Below are 23,132 nucleotides of genomic sequence, written 5' to 3' on the forward strand. Positions count from 1 at the left end.
ATCCGTGGTAAGATGGGTGTAGGTCATTTATGATCACTCCTATTCTTCGTGGTGGAAGTATAGTAAGAGTGTATCATAAATGACTTTTTTAGTTGTCTAGCTTAATTTTACAATCTACGATATATAATGAAAAACAATGATGAAAAAATTCAGAAGGAGGTCATGAACATGTTAGTTACATTATTAAACCAAAATCCATTTACTTTAACAGTTAAATCTATAAATTTCGTGACCTCTTTAGTTAATTTATCTTAGATCATCTATTTGAATAACTGATTTCAGATTAAATAATTAGAGATTGGCCACGATTAAATCCGTGGCCATTTTATGTTGTTTTCCAAATAAGGATAAAAGTACACCATTTTGTACTTTACAGCGTATACGTCAGGGAGCCGTATACGCTTTTTTTATTTGGGTATTTTTGGCAATAATTAGTGAAGCATGGTGCTAAAACTAATTACTTAGATACATCTAGATCTTGATAGAAATGGAGCGTGAAATAATGTTCTCAATTTTCCATAAGTTAGCTTGGTTTTTTAAAGAGGAATGGAAGCGATATGTCATTGCAATCTCTGCATTAATCGCTGTAAACATAATTGACCTTATTCCCCCTAAAATCATTGGTATAACAATTGATTTAATTCAATTTAATGAACTAACACATACTAGATTAAGGCAAATAATCATTATTTTTATTAGTATGATCCTATTAAGCTATCTTGTTATGTTTATTTGGGATATTAAACTTTTTAGTGGTGCACTGATTTTAGAACGTAAAATGCGCACAAGACTGATGGAGCATTTCTTAAAGATGAGTCCACAGTTTTATAGTCATCACTCAACTGGTGATTTAATGGCACGTTCGACAAATGACTTAAAGGCCATTATGAACACTTCGGGTTTTGGAATTCTGACCCTAGTTGATTCAACAGTTTTAATGAGCTTTATTATTTTAATGATGGGTTTTTCAATTAATTGGTACCTTACAATCGTTGCACTCATTCCATTACCGATTATGGCAATGGTCATTCATCAATATGGCAAAAAAATTCACCAACGCTTTACAGATGCCCAGCACGCTTTTAGCGAAATGAATAACTACACATTAGAATCTATCCGTGGCGTCCGTGTCATACGTGCTTTTGTTCAAGAAGAACATGATCAAGAACGATTTAAAAAAATGACCAATCAGGTTTTTGAAAAAAATAAGGCAGTAGCCGAAATGGATGCATTATTTGAACCCACAATAAAAATATTGGTCGGTCTTTCTTACACAATTGGCTTAGGGTTTGGTATATACATGGTCATTAATCATCAAATTTCAATCGGTGATTTAGTCACTTTCAATATCTATCTTGGTATTTTGATTTGGCCCATGTTTGCAATTGGGCAATTAATAAATATTATGGAGCGTGGGAACGCTTCACTTGATCGTGTTGAAAAGATCCTTGCTCAAAAACCAGATGTTACCGATCCCAAAAAGCCAATCTCAATCTCTAACCCAGAGGTGATTGTTTTTGACCAAGTACGGTTTTCTTATCCTAAGACAGAAGAATGTCAACTAAGAGATATTAATTTAACAATTTACCGTGGTGAAACAATTGGTATCGTTGGAAAAACAGGTGCTGGAAAAACAACCTTACTTAGACAGCTATTAAGGGAGTATGCACCACCGGCTGGACAACTAACCATTAACGGTGTTTCAATCGATCAATTTCGTTTAAATGAAACAAGAGCATGGATTGGTTATGTTCCTCAAGAGCATCTTCTTTTTTCAAAAACAGTGAAAGAAAACCTTACATTTGGTTGTCAAGATATTTCGAAGGTAGACGTAAACCAAGTACTCAAATCCACTTCGTTAAAAAATGATATTGAGGCACTCCCCAACGGTTTGGATACATTAGTCGGAGAAAGTGGCGTAACGCTTTCAGGTGGTCAGAAACAACGACTCTCTTTGGCTAGAGCTTTGCTAATTGACCCTGAAATATTAATTCTGGATGACTCATTATCAGCTGTCGATGGTGAGACTGAGGCAAATATTATCAATAATCTTAGGCAAGAGCGTACCGGTAAAACAACCTTAATCGCCGCCCATCGATTATCTGCCCTTAAACATGCCGATCAAATCCTTGTATTAGAGAATGGTAGGATCATTGAACATGGTACGCATCAACAACTAATAGAACTTGATGGATGGTATAAGGAACAATACCATATTCAACAAATGGAGAGGAGGTAAATTAATGAAGCCTTCAACAGAAAGAAGATTATTTCAATATGCTTTATCAAACAGAAGAGTCATTAGTATAGCATTAGTCTGCTTGATCATTGCAGTTACTTTGGAGTTAACAGGCCCACTAATTGCGAAAACCGTAATTGACAATCATATTGTTGGTATTCAATCGGAATGGGCTCAACTTGAAACAGAACAAGAGCAAACAGTGAAATTACAGGGAAACTATTTTAAAAGAGCTGATCGTTTAACAGCATCTGATCAAGTATTAGGCTATTATACCTTAGTTCAGTCTAATCAAGAATACTATTTAATTAAAGCTCAAATACCAGTTAATAGTATCATTGAAACAAGGGATAATGAGCAATTTATCGCGCACTATAACAATCAAACTGAAATTGTCTCGGGCGTTCAGTTATCAGTTAGTCAACTCTGTTCATTTTTTCAACCTGAAATTCAACCAATTTCAATCTTGCTTGCTATCTACCTAGGATTAATCTTTATCTCTGCACTATTCACTTACTTAAAGACATATCTTTTACAAATATACGCAAATCAAATTATCCAGCGTATTCGTAATGATGTCTTTGCTAAAATTCATGAACTTCCGATGCAGTATTTTATTGATCGGCCGGCAGGTAAAACTTTAGCAATTATTACGAATGATACCGAAGCAATCAAGGAACTATACGTAAATGTTCTTGAGACATTCATAAATGGCTTTGTATATATGGCAGGAATCTATTTTGCCTTATTCCTATTAAATGCGCATCTTGCCTTAATTTGCTTAATTTTTATTCCTATTCTTTATTATTGGATCAAGTTTTATAAAAAATATGCAGGTAAATATAATCGGGTAATCAGATCAGCAAATAGTGATATCAATGCTTCAATAAATGAAACGATTCAAAACATGCCAATTATTCAAGCCTTCAAAAAAACAGAAAAAAGACAGGAAGAATTTGAACAACTAAATAATCGTCATTATCACTATCAAAGGAAAATGGTAATATTGGAGGCTTTCGCCACTTTCAATCTTGTTAATCTATTAAAAGGAATCGCATTAGTTGGCTTCATTTGGTATTTTGGTAATGGTGCGATCACTAATCAAGGCTTAATTACAACAGGAGTACTATATGCTTTTGTAGATTACTTAACTCGTTTATTTGAGCCGATGGAAATGATCATCAACCAACTTTCACAGCTTGAACAAGCCCGAGTATCCGCCAATCGTGTTTTTGAATTATTAGATGAACCAGGCGAAGCCATTACCCATGAAGCAATTCCTAAGATTGAAGGACATATTCATTTTCATCAAGTAAGCTTTGCCTATCAACAAGAAGATTATATTCTAAAAGACGTTTCCTTTGATATTCAAGCGGGTCAAACCGTCGCATTTGTTGGTCACACAGGATCTGGAAAAAGCTCAATTATGAATCTCTTATTAAGATTCTATGATCAACAAAAAGGTAGCATCAAAATGGATGACATTGATATTCAAACATTGACACGTCAGCAAGTTCGACAAGAGATTAGCATCGTATTACAGGATCCATTTATTTTTACCGGAACCATTTTATCAAATATTACATTAAATGATCCCCAAATTTCACGTGATAAAGCAATCACCGCTTTAAAAACAGTTGGAGCTGATCAATTTATTGAAAAATTACCCTTAAAATATGATCAACCCGTAGGTGAAAATGGAAATGGCTTTTCTACAGGTCAAAGACAACTTCTATCTTTTGCTCGTGCGCTTGCTTTTGAACCTGCTATTTTGATCTTGGACGAAGCAACAGCAAATATTGATACGGAAACAGAAAGATTAATTCAAAGAGCAATTGAAATCATTGCTAAAGGTCGTACGATGTTAGTCATCGCCCACCGTTTGTCAACGATTCAACATGCCGATCAAATCATTGTCATGGAAAAAGGAAAAATTATTGAAAGAGGAAAGCACGAAGAACTATTAAACCAGGAAGGTAATTACTTTAAAATGTATAAAATGCAACATATAGGAATAACAGAGTGACTAGAATAAAGTAAAGCTCCACCAAGAAAGATATACAGTCAGTTAATCTACAAAAAAATATTCTATCAAATTGAATTTAATAGGTTTAATTGTCGAAATAACGGGAATAGATAACTACAAGGCAAATCGTATAGGTTGAATAAATTAAACTTATACATTCTTATAAGCCTTGGCGGAAAATTTGTTTCAAAAACGACTGACGATTCAATTGCTCGTCAGGAACGTAGCTAAATGATTTCTGTAAGTAATAACTTGCAAGAAAACGGAAACAGTTTTTTGTCAAGAAATGTACGAACCAGCTAGTAAGTATTGTTAAATGAAGTTTAATTCTAATGATATTCAATCATCAAATAAGATGAAAAAGCTAAAAGATACTCTGCTTCTAGTACGACGAGTTCTATTCGTCAGAAAAGATCTTGGTAAGATTAATTTAATAGTAAGTAGGAAAACAAATTTTCCGCAATCCTCCAATAAAAGGGGGATAATAAAAGGCATGCTCCCCCACTTGAGCATGCCTTTATCTATTAGATGATGATTGTTCCCACACTCTCTGAATTGCTCTTTAAATGCTGTAGGTGAGTGACAATGCCTCTTCATCATGTCTGGTGAAAGAAATTGATGCTCTACTCGTTAAGTGAACCATTCCACCAGCGGAGTTGCATTAAAAAACATATTAAAAGTAGATGTAGGTATCCCCCACCTACATCTACTACTTATATCATTTATGCCTTTCTACGTTTATACCAAACAATCATAAATCCACTTGCTACAAATAGTAAACCAATGATTAGATAATTGAATAGGGATGTTGCTGTAGTTGGTAATAGACTACCAGTTTGGTCATCAAGCTTGTCATGACTATCCCCTTTTTCAGTCTCACTCGTACTTCCATCCCCATAAACTGGATCATTTTCACCATTTGAACTTTGATCTGGATTAGGTTTTGGATTCGGATCTGGATCTGGTTTTGGATCTGGATTCGGATCTGGTTTAGGATCTGGATCTGGATCTGGATCTGGCGTTGGAATTGGATCCGTTCCAACATCTTCTGCCTTCAAGCGAATAACACTAGCAGTTAATGGGTCGAGTTCAATTGAATCTTTCGTTAATGTCACACCAACTGGATCATCTATTGGATCCGTTCCAGCAACTAAACCATCAATGATGATGTCTCCTGCTGAATAATCAGTTGATAGAGATAATTGACGTGCTTCCTCGTCAGCATTAATGAAGACGGCATAAAGGTCTCCATCACTGTCAATTGCTTGATATCCAATAACCAAATCTTCCGTTTCAATTTCCGGTGCTTCAATCATAGATACAAATTGATCTATTTCCTCCATTGTACCACGACTGAAGGCATCTGTTGAACGGCGGAGGCTAATCAAGCCAGCCGTATATTTTTGTGTACTTGTATTGATTGGATAAGCTTCTTCATCAGTCGCTTTTGCCCAATCAAATTTATTAATTGCATCCGTTGAATCATATGAATCATGGATGAAATATGGATACTCAAATGGTTCACCATTTTCATCGGTCATAAACGTTGATTTATAAGGTGCTTCAGCAACCTCTCCGATATAATCTTCGTGACGGAACTGTTTTGTGCGACCAAATTCCTGACCAGCATGAATAAATGGTGTCCCTTGTGCTGTTAGGACCATTAAATTACCAAGTCTAATCCGTTCATGAATTTCTTCAGCATGATCTTTCGGATCTTTTTTGATTGATTGAGCAATCACATCATGTAAGGTTAAATTATCATGTGCTGCAATATATGGAACAACGTCACCAGGATTTGTTGCTTTAAAATTATGTGGGTTCGCTGTTAAATTATCATATATTTGCTGAATATTTCTCGCCCCACCAGTGAGAAATCGTGGTTGTCCTTCACTACCAAAGCCCGATTTCAATTCATTACGGAATTCGTCAGAAAATGATCCAACACTCTCTGTATCTTGCATCCATTGCTGATCTGCAGGTTGAACATTTGGATAATTTTCATCACCAGTATAAGTGACCCATCCTTCCCCGATCATCACAATATTCGGATTGATTGCTTTCGCTTCATCATAAGCCATTTGAATTGTTTCTGCATCATGATCACCCATCATATCAAACCGAAATCCATCAACATTATATTCTTCTACCCAGTAAGTAATTGAGTCAACTAAAATACGTCGTGACATTTCGTGAGTTGTTCCTAATCGACCACCACCAAAGCTCTCCCGTGGTGTTCCATCCGCATCCATAAAGTGATAGTAATTTGGTTCTAAATCTTCAAAGATATGAACTTGGGCTGTATGGTTATAGACAACATCTAATATAATACCCATTCCACGACTGTGAATCTCATCAACTAATCGTTTAAATTCCTCAATTCGTTTCTCTGGATCTTCCGGATTTTCAGAATACATCCCTGTTAATGAAAAATAACTCTGCGGGTCATAACCCCAGTTGTAATTATTATCTGTTGATGAGTATTCAGTTAATCGTTCATCATGATTAAACTCATCAGCAAAGAAATAACTCATGACTGGTAATAATTGAATATGTGTGACCCCAAGTGATTCAATATAGTCTAATTTCTCAGCAAAGGCACTAAATGTACCAAATTGACTTTCTAATTCACCTTCTAAAGATGGATCAGAGGTAAAATCACGAACATGTACTTCATAAATGATCGCATCCTCTCGTTTCTCAAATCCATCGATTTCAGCGAAATCAAGTTTTGGTCCAATTTTACTTGGGTCAACGATCGCAGCTTTCCCAACATAATTATTCTCTGAATCATCACTACTCCATGCAGCCATTGACTTCGCATAAGGATCAAGTGCTAGTACTGTTTCTCCTTCACGCTCAATCGCAAAATGATAGTAATAGCCTGTCAAATCATCAATCTTTGTATTTTCCTTATTCAATTCAATCGTCCAAACACCACGATCTTCTAAGGTCATCTCAAGCTGATCATCAATGATCACATTTTGATCATCTTTATCGTATAAAACTACTTTAACTGCATCTGCACTCGGTGACCATAATTTCAGGTCTGCTGAGCCATCATCGTGTAGAGTCAAACCTAGATCACCATCATAGGCGTATAATTCATCTTTTAAGCGCCAACCAGCTCGTGCTACAGCTTCACGCCCTTGATATGTGATTGTATAAGGTGCATTTTCTAATAAAAATTCACCTTCAAGACGAACTGAATGATTTGATGTATCAATAGTTACAGCTGTTACCTCAATTGCCTCACCATTAACATCGACAACTTCCAGTCCAGCAAATAAGTCATCTTCTGTTAAATCTGCAACTGAATTGAAGGTCAATTCAATTAATTTATCAGACAATAGCTCTGCTCGAAGCAATCCCTCTTCAGTTACAAAGTAAGGGTTCGTATACACATTAGGATCTCCTTCACGCACAAAAATTTGACTATGCCGATCAAGTTCAGTAAATGACATATCATCTGTTTGCGCTCCAGTTTCTTTATTCAATAATAGAAAGCCAATTTCTTTAGCATTTTCGATCAATGGTAGATCGTAAAAGCTTCCATATGAACCTTCTTCAAATGAATGAGCACCGTTTGGCCAATCCTCTGTTGCTTTTGCAACATCACCCCATGTCCATAATGCCCAACCATTATATTCACCATCTTCACGAACATAATTGACTCGGATCGTATCTTTCTGATCAAGTGGTTGATAACTGTAAATCATTAAATCTTCAGTTACCCATGCTTCGTTCATCTCTGGACTAAGCAGCTCTATATTCACATCGTCAGTTACATTATCCCCCTGGCGATTATTAATCAAAAAGCCAATCCGACTCGCTTGCGGCGCTAACTCAAAATCAAGATAGTAACCAAATTCAGTTTCAACAGCATCCTCAAAGCTTAACGCCCCATTCGGCCAGTTTTCCGACGGATATGCAACATCATCCCAGAGCCAAAGACCAAGGTTACCAAGATCACTAGAATCCAAACCGGCGAAGTGAAGACGAAAAAATCCATCTGGCACCTCCTCATCACTTGGTGTGGCCTCTCCGGGTAAAATAACACCATTCTCTACTGATAATAAAACAGTTCCCCCATCAGCTAATTTGGGTAGAGATAATGTAACAACAAAATCACCTTGATCATTTTCCGTAGCAGAATACTGTTGACCATGATAATGATCTGTCACAACCGTATCTTTATCAGAAACAGAAAGCGTAATTTCTTGTTTTTCTTCAGCTACATTAAATCCTACATAGACAGACTCGTCTTGATATGAGCGTTCAACAACTAACCATTCATCACTATTTGAGCCAGCGATCGTCGACCGATTTCCACGCGCTAGCAACTGAGAATAATCAGAGCGGAATGCTAACAAAGTTTGATAATGTTCAAGGATGTCATTATCTTTAACATTATCCCAATCTAAATTATAACGGTTATCATATTCAGGCCAATTATTTGCACCTGATTGTCCAAGTTCTTCACCATAATAAATAACAGGTTGTCCTTTGGCTGTAATTTGTAATGAAGCAGCTAGTTTAAGCTTACCTTGATCACCATTTACGAGATGAGTCAAAAAGCCATCTTCATCATGACTACCTAAAAATTGGCCTAAGGTTGCATTATTAAAAAGTGTCTCATTACGGGCAATTAACTCGTTATTCGCTTGTTCGAGACTTCCATTGACAAAATGACGAGCATGATTTTTAAAGCCAAAATCAAGCAGACTATCCATCGTTCCAGTGTTGAGATATCCCATGTTATCTTGGTAATTTGCTCCCCAAGCTTCACCAATCAATTGGAAATCTGGATCAACAGCAACAAGTTCATTTTTAAAATGTTGCCAAGTTACCATATCAACATGCTTAACGGTATCAACACGATAACTTGCAATTGAATTACCATTCGGTGTCTTTGATTTTTCAAGCCAAGCAGTTTGCCAAGCGACAATTTGCTCACGCACATCACCATTCTCTGTTTGTAAATCTGGTAAACCTGATAACTCCATTTTCTCATCACCAGAACCAGATTTTTCGCGAAGCAGTCCTTCAAAACGTTCTCGATCTTCATCAGTTGGATATCCGGCAGGTGCATCATCGACTGCATCAGAAGATTTCAATCCATATCCTGCATGATTAAGTACAACATCAACCATAATATCAATATCCCGCTCCGCAGCCGCGTCAATTAATTCATGAAATTCTTCTAATGTTCCTAAATGCGGGTTTAACTTTTCAAAATCCTCCGCCCAATAGCCGTGATAGCCAAAGTATGAACCTTCAGCTGCATTGTAATTCACGTCGTGCCCAATATTTTCTACAATTGGCGATATCCAAATCGTATTAATCCCTAAATCCTCTAAATAATCTAAATTATCAGTAACCCCTTTAAAATCCCCGCCTTGATAAGTTCCACGCGGATTATCATAATCATCATAATCAAGTTGATAAGGGTCATTATTCGCTGGATTCCCATCAGCAAAGCGATCGGTCAACATAAAATAGATAACCGCCTCGTCCCAGTCTCGTTCTCCAGCTTCTTTTTCCCGTGGAAGAACGGTTGCATTTGCTTCAGTCGTATATACTCCACCATTTTCATCAATTACCTTTATTGGAATTACCTTTTCACCAGCATCAATATCTGAACAAACAGATAATGTGACCCGATTTAATTCGGGTGAAATTTTTAGGGCACTAGATCCACCTAAAGCACTTACATCAGCTTCGATTCGATCTATAGCTAGTTCAGAATTATTCTCAATCTCTACATCTAATAAGGCATGCTGATCATAATGAAAGGCACGATTAACATCAGCAGTAACAGTAATATCCTCTTCACCTTCATGCTCTTCAGAAGCTTCTTCCTCATCATCGGTGGAAATATAGTATGGATTCGTAAAGACTTCATTAGTCCCTTCTTTAACAAAAATTTGCTGATGTTGCTCGAATTCAGTAAAACTCATATCCTCCGTTTGTTTTCCGTCTTCAACCATCTCAACAAATAAAAAGCCAAAATTAGCAACATGGTCTTTGACAGGAATGTCGACATAGGCACCATATTTTCCGACCTGCTCATTAGAAAATGGCGTTGCATCATACGGCCAGCCACCACTATGATTCGATTCCTGAATAACGTCACCCCAATACCAAATTCCCCAAGGCTCGTATTGATCAGATTCCATTTGATAGTGAACACGAATCGTCGGTTCATCAAATTCAATTGGCTCATAATAATACACATCACCATCGTGAGTTAGCCAAACTTCATTTACTTCTGATGATAATAATTCTATCTCCGTATCATCTACAAGTTTATCACCATTTGACTGGACAACTTGTAAGCCAATGACTTCAGCATCATCACTCATCGGTATATCTAAATAAGCACCAAAATCTGTTATTTGGTCTGCTGTAAAAAATTCACCATTTGGCCACTCCCCCTTGCTATCTGAGGGTTCAGCAACATCTCCCCATAACCATAAAGCTAAGTCATCAGGTTCTTGGTCATCATGATCATAATGAATTCTTAAATGATTCTCTTCGATTGTACTTGTCGATTCCGAATTTGCTTCCGCATATACAAGTGGTTTCGGCAGAACACTTGATAGTGTACTAAATAATAAAATAAAAATCATACTAATTGCAGTTATTCGATCTCTTCTTCTTTTTCTAGCCATAATAAACCCCTTTCACGATAATTAAATGAATAATTGTGAAAAAACTCCTTTCTTTGTTGATTTACAAACGTAATAAAATCAGAGGAAGCGTTTGCATTATGATAGAAAAAATATTGCATAGAAGTAGTAACATAGTCTATGCAATCGTTTACAATACTATTCTACTATGATCGCTTTTGTTTTTCAACTATAAAAGTTAATTTAAATTGAACTTTATCTGTTAATCTATCATTGCTTTTCATTGTTTAAACAATCTTTACGAGTAAGGTCAACCCTAACAAGCGCATATAGAATCAAAATTACCTCATCTATTTATCGATACTAAGATTAGCTAAAGAGGGAATAAAATAGATGTAAATAAATAGAACTTAGACAAAGCTAGTCACTAATCATGAAAAATGATTCTGATTACATGGAAATTGTAATTAGAACCATCTCTTCCCGCTTGATATTTCAACGCCCAGTTTATCCTTGTTAATGACGGTGAACTTCCTTAAATTCATCGCCATTAGCGCAAAGCCTCTTTCATTGGGTATTTTGGATTTATCTCTTAAAGATAAGTGGGTAAAACCCAAATTAGCCTTCAAAAACCCAAAGAACGGCCAGCATCAATTTTACTTTGACCGTAAATTCCACCAGTCTATTCCTTCAAAAGCTTTCTTCTCACTTATTCTTTTTGTGTCTCTCTTATGATACGCCAACCAAGTGATTGTAACGTCGGATGGCAACTCCTGTGGGAAAAGTGCGCGTCCAAAAACCCTTATTGCGACACAGCAGTGGAGCAATAAAGAATGTTAGACTAAAACCGCCACGTCCTGTGGCAACGTCTAACTGACCCACATCCTGTGCGCCCGAGGCTGCACCCAGGGAAAGCGTCCATCCACAGTGTAAATCATGGAATGACATCTCTAAATCACTTAAGTCGCGATAAATCTATATAAATAGCCAGGATATTAAAAAGGGAATCCAGTTTTTAATGGACTCCCTTTTAATTTTAGCTGAGTTATGTCTCAGTTTCATTATTTTCTATGGCAACTAACAAGTAGTGAAATCTCAATACAATGATTGTATATTTTCGAAAAAGGGGAGTTGAGAGTCACTACTTGTAAAGTTACTTGTGAGTTGGCAATAATAGAATGCCCTATTCATTGACTGAATATTTGCTTTAACCTTTCGTTGCTCCTGATGCTAGACCAGCAATCAAATATTTCTGTAAGAATAAGTATACTGCCGCAATTGGTACTGCAATTAAAATTGCACCTGCTGCGAAACGAGTAAAGTTATTAGCAAATTGGTCATTAACAAAGTTAAACAGACCTAGTGCCAATGTATATTTCTCCGGACTACGTAAAACGATCCGTGGTAAAATAAAGTCCATAAATGGATTCATAAAATTAGTCAAAGCCACAACAGATAAAATTGGCTTAGCAAGTGGCAATAGAATTTGGAAGAAAATTCTAAAGTGCCCTGCCCCATCCATTTTCGCTGATTCATCTAATTCTGTTGGCAGTGTATCGAAGTATCCTTTGACTAAGAATGCATTCATTGGAATATTCCCACCAATATAGATGATAATGAGACCTAGTAAATTGTCTAATAAACCAATTGTATTTAATAGGATATACAAGGCCACCATCGCCATTAATACCGGGAACATTTGTAGTAATAAGAAAGCGTATAAACCATATGTTCTTCCCTTAAAACGATATCTAGAAAAGGCATAGGCTGTAAAACTCGTTATCAAGGTTCCAATCAAAGATACGGAAATAGCAATTACTAATGTGTTGCGATACCAAAGTAAATAGTTACTTCTTGGATTGGTAAATAGCCATTTATAGTGATCAAACGACCAATTCTCAGGTATGATTGAAGCACCATAAAGATTCGAACTTGGATTAAGCGACATACCAAACGCCCACACTAATGGGTAGAAAATGATTAAAAACATCACTCCAATAATTAGGTACATTACGGTTAATTCGATTTTATTTTTTGTTTTACGACTTATCGGTTTTTTTTCTACTTTAGCCATTAGTATTGTCCCTCCTCTGTAAAGGAACTAGAACGACGGAATTGGAAAAAGGCAAATGTCGCAACAATAATTCCTAAAATAATCGAGATAGCAGCGGCCATACTATATTGTGAATTCGTAAAGGTCAGATTATAAATCCAAGAAATCAAAATATCTGTTCCACCTGCTGATTGTCCACGAACTGGTGGCCCACCACCATTAAATAAGTAAATTATATTAAAGTTATTAAAGTTAAAAGTATATTGAGTAATTAATAAAGGTCCCGTCGCAAACATCAAATGCGGGAAGGTAATAAAACGGAATTTCTGCCAACGTGTAGCACCATCCATATCCGCCGCTTCATACCAATCACTCGAAATTCCTTGAATGACTCCCGTAAACAAGGCATAAATATACGGAAAACCGAGCCAGACTTGAATCATGATTAATGCAACCTTTGTCCATGAGGTCTTTGTTAGCCATGGAATTGTTACGCCAAATAAGGGCTTGATAATATCTGCATTAATCGCACCAAAGTTATCATTAAATAAGGCTGAGAAAATAATGATCGTTACAAAACCTGGAACGGCCCAAGGCAGAATAAACACTGTACGTATAAGTTTTTTGAATTTCAATCGTTTATCATTTGTTAAAATAGCCAGGAACATAGCTACAGCAATTGATAATGTTGTCGCTACAAATGTCCAAACTAATGTCCATGATAAAACATTAAAGAATGTGTTTCGCCATTCACTAATTGTAAATAGATTAATAAAGTTATCAAACCCTACCCAATCTAATAAGTTTCGTGGCGGTGCATTGTATAAGTTATAGTTTGTAAATGCTAGAAATCCCATGAAAAGTAACGGGAATAAAACAACGAAGATTAATAACAATAATCCCGGTCCAACTAATATATAAGGGAATCCTGCATCCCACGCATTTCTGAAACCCTCAATCACACCAGTACCTTTCCAACCACGCTTAATTTTTACCGCCTCACGATAAGCATCTTGGATATTTAGTAGGTAAAAGGTAATGAAGAAGGTTAAAAAGATTAAACTTAGAATACCCTGACTTAAAAACACTCGCGAATCATGTTCTCTCTCTATTTCACCTAAAGTTATTAAGCCTTGCAGACCTGTCGACATATAGTCATACATAACAATTAAAAAAGCAGTAAATAAAACAAAAATTACAGCACCTTTAATATATCGCTTGTTATATACTTGTCCAAGCCCGGGAATAAGTGAAAGTAACAGTGCTATAGTAGGATTATGTTTTGAATTATCCTGACTATCCTGACTGTCCTTAGTTTTTAGACTATTTTTTGTAGCCATTTGCCTCTCCCTCCTAATAAAAAGATGGGATTGAGAAGTTTTAGTTTCTCAACCCCTTCCTCCTCAAAACTTATTGACCCATAATTGAAATATCTTCTTTTATAATCTCTACTGCTTCATCTAATACTTCTTGAGGATCGTCACCTTGAGTAATGAATGTTAATGCATCAGCAATAGGCTCCCAAACTTGTGACATTTCTGGAATGTTCGGCATTGGTTCTGCATATTGTGTTTGTTCAAAAACTGCATCCATTAATTCATCATCAATTTCTACTTTCGTATTTGCAGGTAGTTCACCAGCAACTTCAAAATAAGTTGTTGAGTTTTCTGCATTACTTAAGAATAAAGCAAGCTCTGTTGCCCAATATTGATTTTCAGTATAGTAGTTAACTAACCAACCTTTATTTCCTGCAAATGAGCTTAATACTTCGCCATTATCTTTTGGTAATGTAGCGATTGCCAAATTATCACCAAGGGCATCAACATAATCAGGAATAGCCCATGGTCCATTAACAACCATACCTACTTTTCCTTCCATAAACAAACCGTTCATAATATCGATATCGATACCTTCTGGAATTAATCCTTCCTCAAACCATGATTGAATTGTTGTTGCACCAGCAACTGAACCTTCGTTATTCAAACCAATGTCTGAAGGATCATAAAGTCCATCAGCATCCTGGCCAAATACATATCCACCTGAACCTGTTAAAAATGGATAGACAAAGTAAAAATCAAGCGCATTCATTAAAAAGCCATAATTATCACCGTCTGTTAATTCACGTGCAATTTCCATCAACTCATCCATTGTTTCTGGAGCCTCTGGAACTAACTCCTTGTTATAAAACAAAGCATATGTTTCAGTAACGGCTGGGATACCATATTGAATACCTTCGTAACTAAATGAATTAAGTACATCTTGATTATAGTCAGCTAAACGAGCTTCTTGTTCTGGAGTAAACTCTAACTCTGCTGCCACCCCTTGAAGGTGCACATCTCCCAAACGGTCATGTGGTTGGAAAAATAAATCCGGACCTTGACCAGATGGACCATCCAAAGCAATACCATCTAATTGATCTAACATACTATATGGTATAATCTCTACAGCAATATCATACTCTTCTTCAAATCGGCTAGCGATTTCTTCATAAGCATCCAACTGCTGTTCTTCATCATTTACCCACATTGATAACGACTCTGGTTTTTCAGGAATTTCATTGTCACTTTCATCAACACTAGCTGGGTCGTCTGAAGAACCATCTGTTTCATTTGTTGAACCGTCACCACCACAAGCGACCAAAAACATTGATAAAACTAACATTAAAACTGCGATAAACCAAAATGATTTTGACTTACTTTTAAACATTTGTTTTCCCCCTCTTTAATAGTGGTAATAATAAATTCCAATCTTATTGCCAACTCATTATTCACCCTTAGATATATGATTGTATTCTACGATACTACTAAATCAAGAATATGGCAGCTTAAATTTCATTTATTTAAGAACGAATCAAAGGAGTGAGTAATCGTTTGCAACTGATTGTACTAAACGGCACAGCAATTTTCCAATATGAAAATTAGTGAAATCGCTTGCACCATCTATTGATTATATTATACTACTGTTCCAGTTAAAAATACAAGTCTTTTTAGCAAAAAAGTTTTTTATTTCTGTAAACGCTTTATCATTTGTAAAATTAATCTTTTAAAAGTTGTGATACTTCTACTAATGAATTTATCTCATTTGTCAGTTCTTCTTGACGTTTTGTTTGTTCTTCGACAATTTGCGCAACAGATTTACTCTTTTCTTGCAACACGGTTGCACCATTAACTAATTCTGTGATTGACTCAACGACGTTTGCTATCGCTTGATTTATCTCCATAATCGATTCATCAATATCATGATGCCCTTGAGTAACTTTAGTATTATCATTGGAAATTTGTTTAAATAGGATTGCAGATTCCACTGCCTTATCTAATGACTGAAGACTATCCGTTTTGAAATCACTAAATGAAGTGACAACTTGATTTGCTTCATTTCGTAATTCCTCTAAAACATTTTTTATTCGATTAGAGAACTCATTCGTTCCCTGGGACAATTTTCTGATTTCATCGGCAACTACTGCAAAGCTACGCCCCTCCTTACCGGCCTTTGCCGCTTCAATTGAAGCATTAATTGCCAATAAGTTTGTTTGATCCGCGATATCGTCAATTCCTTGAATAAAAGAAGTAATATGCTCAAGTTGATCCTGCATCTTATCGACTCGGCCAGCCGTTCCAGATGTTTGATCATTAAACGCCTTCATCGTATGTTCTAGTTGGTTCATTAAATCCAATCCCTGATTGGAGACTGTTTCTAGCTCTTCTAGCTGAGTACTTACTTTACTTATTGAGCTTTGAATTTCTTCTGTACTAGAGGAAACTTCTTCAGTCGTGGCAGAAATTGTTCCAGTAAAATCCGTTTGTCGCTCCATCTCTTTTGAGAATTCAATCATCATCTGATCAATTTCACTCATTCCCTTTAATTGCTCAGAGGATTTCTGTGAAGTTGATTGAACAACATTTAAAACATCTTCACTGATTTGTTTATTGCGTTCTAATATTGTTCTTAATTGTTCACCCATATTTGCGAGTCGCTCATCAATTTTAGAGAATTCATCTTTCCTCTTTGTACTTTGGTTATAAGCTAAATCCCCATCGTGATAGGCTTTAATACGTCTCATTACTAAATTCACACCACTATTTAACCTTTTAGCAAAAAGCAATAATGAAATAAACGGTACAACAATAAGACTAATTAATGCAATCATGATCATTGTATCTGATCGTAACAAGGACACTTGTAAACTGTCTGATGCCTCATCTCGACGGTCAGCTAACATATCCTGAATTCTTTCATTCACTGTATGAATCGTATCTTCATTTCGAGTAATAACTGGAATGACACGGCTACTGACTTTTTCAACCTCATCACCCAAAAATACATTTGTGAAATTTTCTTCATAAATCGTTTGGTAAGCGGTAATTGCACCATCTAAATGTTGAAAATAATGCTCAAGTTCATCTCCATCCTCAATTCTGTCTGTCAAGCTAGTAAATTGCTCCCTTGCTTCTGTTAAATAATATTCAGCATCCTCTGTTAAACTTTGATCATAGCCAGAAGTAGCAAGTTGATAATAAACAATACTCGTTTTATTCAAATAATTAACCATCTCAGAGAATTCTTGTTGTAATGACGCCGTTTCCTCCAATACTTCACTTTGATTCGTTACATCTGAGCTAAAATAGTAAATAAAACCCGCTGCAATAATACAGGTCATAATGATAGTCCCGATCATCAAATACAATCGGTGAATTAGTTTCCTATCTGTATTCGTTTTCATCTCTTTTTATTCCCACCCCTTTTTAATATTAGCATTTCTCCATTCCCCTTCTTAAAAATAGCGAATAGGTCATAATGCTTAAATGGTTAGAATGTGCAATCGATTCCCCACTAGGGTTATTTTACCATGAGTTCTTATAATTATCTATAAAACATTTCCCTCTTAAGTATTGTTTAAAGGACTTTTCCGTTTTTTAAAATAAATATTCCCAAAACAAAGGATCCCTATAAACCTGTTTGTATCTATGATCGGCTAACTATAAACTTTATGAATTAAAGTAATTAGGTTCTATATTTACTATAAAACACCTTCATCTCCTTGTCAGTATCAATATATACTGCCAAAGGCTCAGATAATTAAACGGTTAGTCTTTATGACCTATTTCTATAAATGTTTTGGAACTATCCTACAATGATGATTAAATAAAGTGAAACTTCAATCAGTGGGAGACCTACAAGATCTAGTTCATGCAGAACTTATCATAGGACCTGATGGCTTTAATCTACGTTCCCTATCGCCCACTGATTGGGACTGGGACCTCGATTACTCGTCTCACCAAAAATATTTGATAGTCCCACAAGGGGATGACCAAAAGGCCTTTGAAGCAATCGTGCCATTACTTTCAGTTACTCTGCGGTAAATTCCTATCTTGTTTAATTTGACTTCCGCTAGCAGATACCGCCTTCAATTTTTTTAGAAACTAAGTGATGACTAGTTCACTGAGTGTCTTTTTTTCAAAGATGGGTATATTAAAGCTAGCAAATTAATGAAAAAGGAGTTTAAAAAACCATGATAAAAACGATGAAAAATCGTGTCGCTATTATTACTGGGGCCAGTTCTGGAATTGGAAAGACAACTGCCATTCATTTTGCTCAAGCAGGAATAAAAGTCGGTTTGATTGATATTAAAGAGGAAGACGCTAACGCAGTAAAAAAGGAAATCGAAAAAATAAAGGTGAAATAGCTATCGTTAAAGCAGATGTTAAAGATGCGGAACAGATTCAGAATGCTATTGATACAATTGTTAATAAATTTGGTCGATTGGATATAGTTTTTGCGAACGCAGGAATCAATGGAAAGGTCGCCCCAATAGAAGACATCACTCCCGAAGAATGGGATCAAACTTTGGAAATAAACTTAAAAGGAGCATTTCTGACAACAAAATACGCTATTCCTCATATGAAGAAAAAAGGGGGAAGTATTATTTTAACCAGTTCTATTAATGGCAATCGCAAATTTTCAGGGTTTGGCATGTCTGCTTATAGTGCAAGTAAAGCCGGACAAATGGCCTTTGGAAAAATGGCTGCATTAGAATTGTCGAATTACAATATAAGAGTTAACATTATTTGCCCTGGATCAATCGACACAAACATTGGCAAAAATACATTTAAGGAAGAAAATAACTTAAGGAAAATAAACATTCCTATTAAATACCCAGAGGGGAATCAGCCTTTAACTGGAAAACCAGGAAAGCCGGAGCAAGTGGCTGAGCTTGTTTACTTTCTTGGGTCTGATGCAGCCAGTCATATTTCTGGAACTGAAATTTACATTGATGGAGCTTCGACACTCTTCTAAATCAATACCATATTTTTTATCCACTATTCATGTTTAGTTCACTCCAATTTAGGTTAAATAAATTGTATATTCAATCATATTAAAAGGAGTAGATACGACGTATGGATATCAATAAAGAAATCAAAAAATTAGAAAGTATTTATTTAGAGAAACCTGAGCGTGTCTTTACCATGTACTTAAATACGGATCCTGCCGATCCCGATCAACAAGGTGGAGAATGGCGGATTCATTTAAAAAACGGCCTCCAACAATTCGAAAAATATTTAATAGAAGATGGAAATCAAGCTGAACTTGATAACTTTTGTAAAGTAAAAAAGAAAGTCAAACACTTTATGACTGAAAATGAACTTAATTTAGCTAAAAGCGTCATTATCTTTGCCACTCCTGATGAATCTATCTGGTTTGCTAAACTGCTTCAAGTTCCCGTTACGACAGAAATCTATTGGGAGGAAATCGCAAAGGTTGATCAACTCATCGATCTTTACCATAACTATCCTAAATCAGGAGTTATATTAACCCAAAAAGAAGCAATTAAAATTATTGAAACAGAATTAGGAAGTATACATGATTCATCTTATTATGAACTTGATCTTGATACAGAAAACTGGAAAAAGCATACAGGACCCCATCAAGCACAAGCTACTGTTGGTTCCGGTGGCAAGAGTGTGAAACGTGAACAATTCAATAAACGCTTCGAAGCAAATCGCTTTCGTTGGTATAAAAGTATTGCAGCTAAACTAGATAAACTCGCTAAAGACAATCGGTGGGAATATATTTATATGGTGGGCAATCAAGATGAAACACAAGAACTATCAAAAGTAATGACTAAGAAAGTCAATACCTTTGTAGACAAAAATATGCTCGATGAAAATGAAGCGAAAGTAATTAAAATCATCACTGAATTGTAAATAAAAATGGATGTAGACTAGCATTGACTGTCTACATCCATTTTTTTATTTGTACTGATCAATTTCCTTATCCTTTCTAAAAGTAGCATGATAGAACACCATTCAATGAGCCTATTTATATCTATTTTCTAAGTCGCTCATCCACCAACCAAGTAAAATACCTAGTTCAAATAAAATAACACAGGCAAGGATACCCCACCCATTTAATCCGCTATAGTCAACTGGTATGATAATCACGGTTGAGGCAAAGACAACACCAAGAATAAAATGAAATAATGTTGAATAAGCTTTTTGAATGATCAAGTTAACCAATTTTGACAGCAATAGTACACATAAGACAGCACCAATTCCAAGCGGAATGATGACTGCAAAATCTAGATTTTTGATCCCATCTGACATCGCTTTATACATCCCTAAGTAAATTAAAAAATTCGAGGGGCTAAGACCTGGAACAATCATTCCCAAGCCGATTAATGCACCTGCAAGTAACCAGGTCCATACATTTTGCACAAGATTTGTGGTAAAGAGGTGCTCACCATACTTTAAAAATAGAAAAAATAAAATAAAAGTGACGACCATATTAATCATATCTTTATCACTTCGGCCTTTTTTCCCAGCTTCCCTCCACAAGGCAGGGACAGTACCAACAATACAACCAACAAAAAACCATAGAATTGTTGTTTCATAATTTCCAAGCAAAAAACTAACCGCAAAGGAAAAAATAAAAATACCAGTTAATCCTCCTAAACCAACAGGCAGGAAAAAGCGAATATTTTCTTTGAAATTTTTTGTTAAATTAGCTAAAAACATAATGATTCGTTCATAAATACCAAATACAGCAGCCAGAGCCCCTCCACTAACACCCGGCAAGATAAAGCCCGACCCTATAAAAATACCTTTCACAAATCGCAAAAGCCAATCGACCAAATTCGTTTTTTTCATCCTTTCTCCCTTCTAAACAACCATCTCATCCATTATTTACTTTATTCCAATTGTTCTATTATACTTTTTTTATTTCCGAACTATACCATTATATCTACTACTAATAAAAAAAGCAATTTTAAAGGGGATCTACTAAAGCAAATGAACTTCATAAAAATAACCTTAGGGTAAAATGATCTTTTCTATTTAGCTCAATTCTTTTTGCGGTGATTAAATAAGCATCACTAAATAAAAAAGAGATACCCATCCCAAGCTAATCTATTCCATACTTGGTTTGAGTATCCCTTATTCAAGAGGAAAACAAATCTTGATTCATTGGAAATTTATTTTATTAAAAAGTGATTGGCCATTCTTCGAGATTTTCAGCCATATCCCAAAACATATATTCAAATAGACTTGTTTTTACCACGATTTCTTCCACTCTCTTTAATTCATATTCTGGCTTTCCTGTTGTAATCTCATTTAATTGTCGTTTACAATCATTAGCTAATTCAGTAAATTCATCAGACGAATACATTTTTACCCAATGACCATAAAATTCATGTTCTAATGCGCCAGGTATTTTCGCCAATTGTTGTCCAATAAAATTATAACTCCAGGCACAGGTTAATACTGCTGCGATAACATTTTCAACACCACCACTTTGCGAAACATTTAGCATATAGCTTGTATAGGCTGTTGTTGTTGCTGCCGCTTCAGTCGTTTCTAACTCTTTTGCTGTCATACCAAATTTTGCAGCATACTGACGATGGAGTTCCATCTCCATATTTAGTGTACCATCTAGTAATTTAGCAAAAGTGATCATTGTTTCTAAATCATGAGCTTTTGCACTACCGATCGCAAACAAACGTGAATATTCAATGAGATAAATGTAATCTTGTTTAAGCCAATGCTTAAACTTTTCTTGTTCCAACCAACCTTCTCCCAGTCCTTTAACAAATGGATGCTCCAAATATGATTGCCAAATCGGTTCAACCCGTGTCCATATTCTATCCGTAAAAAGTTTTTTCATTTTTTTCCCCTTTCAAATTTTTATAGCCTTTAAACAAAAATAACTAACCAGCACTCACTCCTTTTTTTACTTTCAGGGAACAAAAAAAGCCCACTACCTATCAAAGGAAATGGGCTTGCAGTATCAATTAAATCGTATGATCACAAATAAATCACATACGTCTGCGCCTTCCACTTCCCTACGCTGGTATTAACCAGATCAGGTTCAAAGGGTCGATTATCTCTCTCAGCATCTTCATGCTCCCCTAGTCGAATTGTTTTAATATTCAATTTTCCACCCTATTATATCATGTTCATCCCTAAAGACAAGTCACTTAACTCTCTGTTATCATGACTTCATCTTCACTATTAAAAACAGAAAAAAGTCGTTTAAGTTAATTGCATCGTTGTAACACAGGTTGGATCTTCCGAAAATGTCGATAGCTCTGCTTCAACTTCTTTATCTTCATAACGAATCGTTACATGATAGGTTTCATCGCGTGGTAACCATAAATCAAAAAAGCCATTAGCAAGTGTATTTACCTTATCATCTAGAACCGTATTTCCTTCACTATCTAGAATCGTCACTTCAAACTCTTCTTCAGGCATTTCACCCTGACACCCCGTTAAATTGTGAAAAGTACAGGGATGTGTTTGGTTAATAAAGGGGGCGATCGAAACAAAAAAGTCATCTTCAGGTAATGGATAAACGTTCTCCTCACCATTATCCTTTGTCACAATTAATTCAGTCCCAGTAATCGATGCCTCTTCATTTGCTATCTGACCAATACTATAGTCATGAACGAGTTTTTTTATTTCCTCATCCTTCAGCGCGTTTTCCTTTCCTTGACAAGCAGATAAGAATAATAGACTTACTAAAACAAGTAAGCTCAACTTGAATTTCATTTAAATCCTCCTCAACATGGCTACGTATTGTCAAAAGTTTCTTAGTAAACCTTGATTTTTGGTTGATTTCATGCCATTAAACATTAAAAAACTTGCCACCCCCTTAGATTTAGGGTATTAGTGAGGTAACCACACACACAAA

11 protein-coding genes, 2 pseudogenes and 1 riboswitch are annotated in these 23,132 nt (G+C 35.8%); of the genes and pseudogenes, 4 read left to right on the forward strand and 9 right to left on the reverse strand.

The genetic code is table 11. From position 1 onward, the window contains the following. The first annotated feature begins 502 nt into the window (after positions 1–502). On the forward strand, positions 503–2,239 hold the full coding sequence (locus KQI76_RS10005) for an ABC transporter ATP-binding protein (protein WP_216400174.1): 1,737 nt from the start codon (positions 503–505) through the stop codon (positions 2,237–2,239). A 4-nt stretch (positions 2,240–2,243) separates the two neighbouring features. Next, entirely contained in the window at positions 2,244–4,265 is a 2,022-nt protein-coding gene (locus KQI76_RS10010; protein WP_216400175.1) for an ABC transporter ATP-binding protein, read from the forward strand. A 722-nt stretch (positions 4,266–4,987) separates the two neighbouring features. Here KQI76_RS10010 and KQI76_RS10015 read toward each other — a convergent pair. The 6 genes and pseudogenes from KQI76_RS10015 to KQI76_RS10035 form a co-directional block, all read right to left on the reverse strand. Beyond that, positions 4,988–10,939 carry a pullulanase gene (locus tag KQI76_RS10015; protein ID WP_216400176.1) on the reverse strand — a complete coding sequence of 1,984 codons (5,952 nt, stop codon included), beginning with the start codon at positions 10,937–10,939 and terminating at the stop codon, positions 4,988–4,990. A gap of 425 nt (positions 10,940–11,364) precedes the next feature. After that, positions 11,365–11,579: pseudogene (locus tag KQI76_RS11825) on the reverse strand (hypothetical protein); the annotation flags it as partial. Between the two features lie 525 nt (positions 11,580–12,104). Further along, positions 12,105–12,947, reverse strand: coding sequence for a sugar ABC transporter permease (locus KQI76_RS10020; protein WP_216400184.1), 843 nt, complete (start codon positions 12,945–12,947; stop codon positions 12,105–12,107). Between the two features lie 23 nt (positions 12,948–12,970). Then, complete coding sequence (locus tag KQI76_RS10025; protein ID WP_216400177.1) at positions 12,971–14,290, reverse strand: sugar ABC transporter permease; 1,320 nt, start codon at positions 14,288–14,290, stop codon at positions 12,971–12,973. A 70-nt stretch (positions 14,291–14,360) separates the two neighbouring features. Further along, positions 14,361–15,656 carry a sugar ABC transporter substrate-binding protein gene (locus KQI76_RS10030; protein WP_216400178.1) on the reverse strand — a complete coding sequence of 432 codons (1,296 nt, stop codon included), beginning with the start codon at positions 15,654–15,656 and terminating at the stop codon, positions 14,361–14,363. Between the two features lie 328 nt (positions 15,657–15,984). Beyond that, positions 15,985–17,670 carry a methyl-accepting chemotaxis protein gene (locus KQI76_RS10035; protein ID WP_216400179.1) on the reverse strand — a complete coding sequence of 562 codons (1,686 nt, stop codon included), beginning with the start codon at positions 17,668–17,670 and terminating at the stop codon, positions 15,985–15,987. 789 nt (positions 17,671–18,459) lie between these two features. Between KQI76_RS10035 and KQI76_RS10040 the strand changes: the two are divergent. Continuing rightward, a pseudogene (locus KQI76_RS10040) lies at positions 18,460–19,244 on the forward strand (SDR family oxidoreductase). Between the two features lie 101 nt (positions 19,245–19,345). Then, on the forward strand, positions 19,346–20,152 hold the full coding sequence (locus tag KQI76_RS10045) for a VLRF1 family aeRF1-type release factor (protein WP_216400180.1): 807 nt from the start codon (positions 19,346–19,348) through the stop codon (positions 20,150–20,152). 111 nt (positions 20,153–20,263) lie between these two features. On the opposite strand, the gene KQI76_RS10050 is transcribed toward KQI76_RS10045, so the two are convergent. From KQI76_RS10050 to KQI76_RS10060, 3 genes are all read right to left on the reverse strand, one after another. Continuing rightward, positions 20,264–21,094 carry a DUF368 domain-containing protein gene (locus tag KQI76_RS10050; protein ID WP_216400181.1) on the reverse strand — a complete coding sequence of 277 codons (831 nt, stop codon included), beginning with the start codon at positions 21,092–21,094 and terminating at the stop codon, positions 20,264–20,266. Positions 21,095–21,425: 331 nt separating this feature from the next. After that, positions 21,426–22,106 carry a thiaminase II gene (tenA, locus tag KQI76_RS10055; RefSeq protein ID WP_216400182.1) on the reverse strand — a complete coding sequence of 227 codons (681 nt, stop codon included), beginning with the start codon at positions 22,104–22,106 and terminating at the stop codon, positions 21,426–21,428. A gap of 158 nt (positions 22,107–22,264) precedes the next feature. Then, a riboswitch (TPP riboswitch) is annotated at positions 22,265–22,362 on the reverse strand. A gap of 112 nt (positions 22,363–22,474) precedes the next feature. After that, positions 22,475–22,990 carry a CueP family metal-binding protein gene (locus tag KQI76_RS10060; RefSeq protein ID WP_216400183.1) on the reverse strand — a complete coding sequence of 172 codons (516 nt, stop codon included), beginning with the start codon at positions 22,988–22,990 and terminating at the stop codon, positions 22,475–22,477. Between the last annotated feature and the right edge of the window lie 142 nt (positions 22,991–23,132).

Origin of the sequence: Amphibacillus sp. MSJ-3, assembly GCF_018919165.1 — a bacterium.
Classification (GTDB): domain Bacteria; phylum Bacillota; class Bacilli; order Bacillales; family Amphibacillaceae; genus Amphibacillus.

Coding starts and splice junctions, on each gene's coding strand:
- KQI76_RS10060 (WP_216400183.1), bottom strand. CDS start 22,990: ATGAAATTCAAGTTGAGCTTACTTGTTTTAGTAAGTCTATTATTCTTA.
- KQI76_RS10005 (WP_216400174.1), top strand. CDS start 503: ATGTTCTCAATTTTCCATAAGTTAGCTTGGTTTTTTAAAGAGGAATGG.
- KQI76_RS10015 (WP_216400176.1), bottom strand. CDS start 10,939: ATGGCTAGAAAAAGAAGAAGAGATCGAATAACTGCAATTAGTATGATT.
- KQI76_RS10010 (WP_216400175.1), top strand. CDS start 2,244: ATGAAGCCTTCAACAGAAAGAAGATTATTTCAATATGCTTTATCAAAC.
- KQI76_RS10045 (WP_216400180.1), top strand. CDS start 19,346: ATGGATATCAATAAAGAAATCAAAAAATTAGAAAGTATTTATTTAGAG.
- KQI76_RS10035 (WP_216400179.1), bottom strand. CDS start 17,670: ATGAAAACGAATACAGATAGGAAACTAATTCACCGATTGTATTTGATG.
- KQI76_RS10030 (WP_216400178.1), bottom strand. CDS start 15,656: ATGTTTAAAAGTAAGTCAAAATCATTTTGGTTTATCGCAGTTTTAATG.
- tenA (WP_216400182.1), bottom strand. CDS start 22,106: ATGAAAAAACTTTTTACGGATAGAATATGGACACGGGTTGAACCGATT.
- KQI76_RS10025 (WP_216400177.1), bottom strand. CDS start 14,290: ATGGCTACAAAAAATAGTCTAAAAACTAAGGACAGTCAGGATAGTCAG.
- KQI76_RS10050 (WP_216400181.1), bottom strand. CDS start 21,094: ATGAAAAAAACGAATTTGGTCGATTGGCTTTTGCGATTTGTGAAAGGT.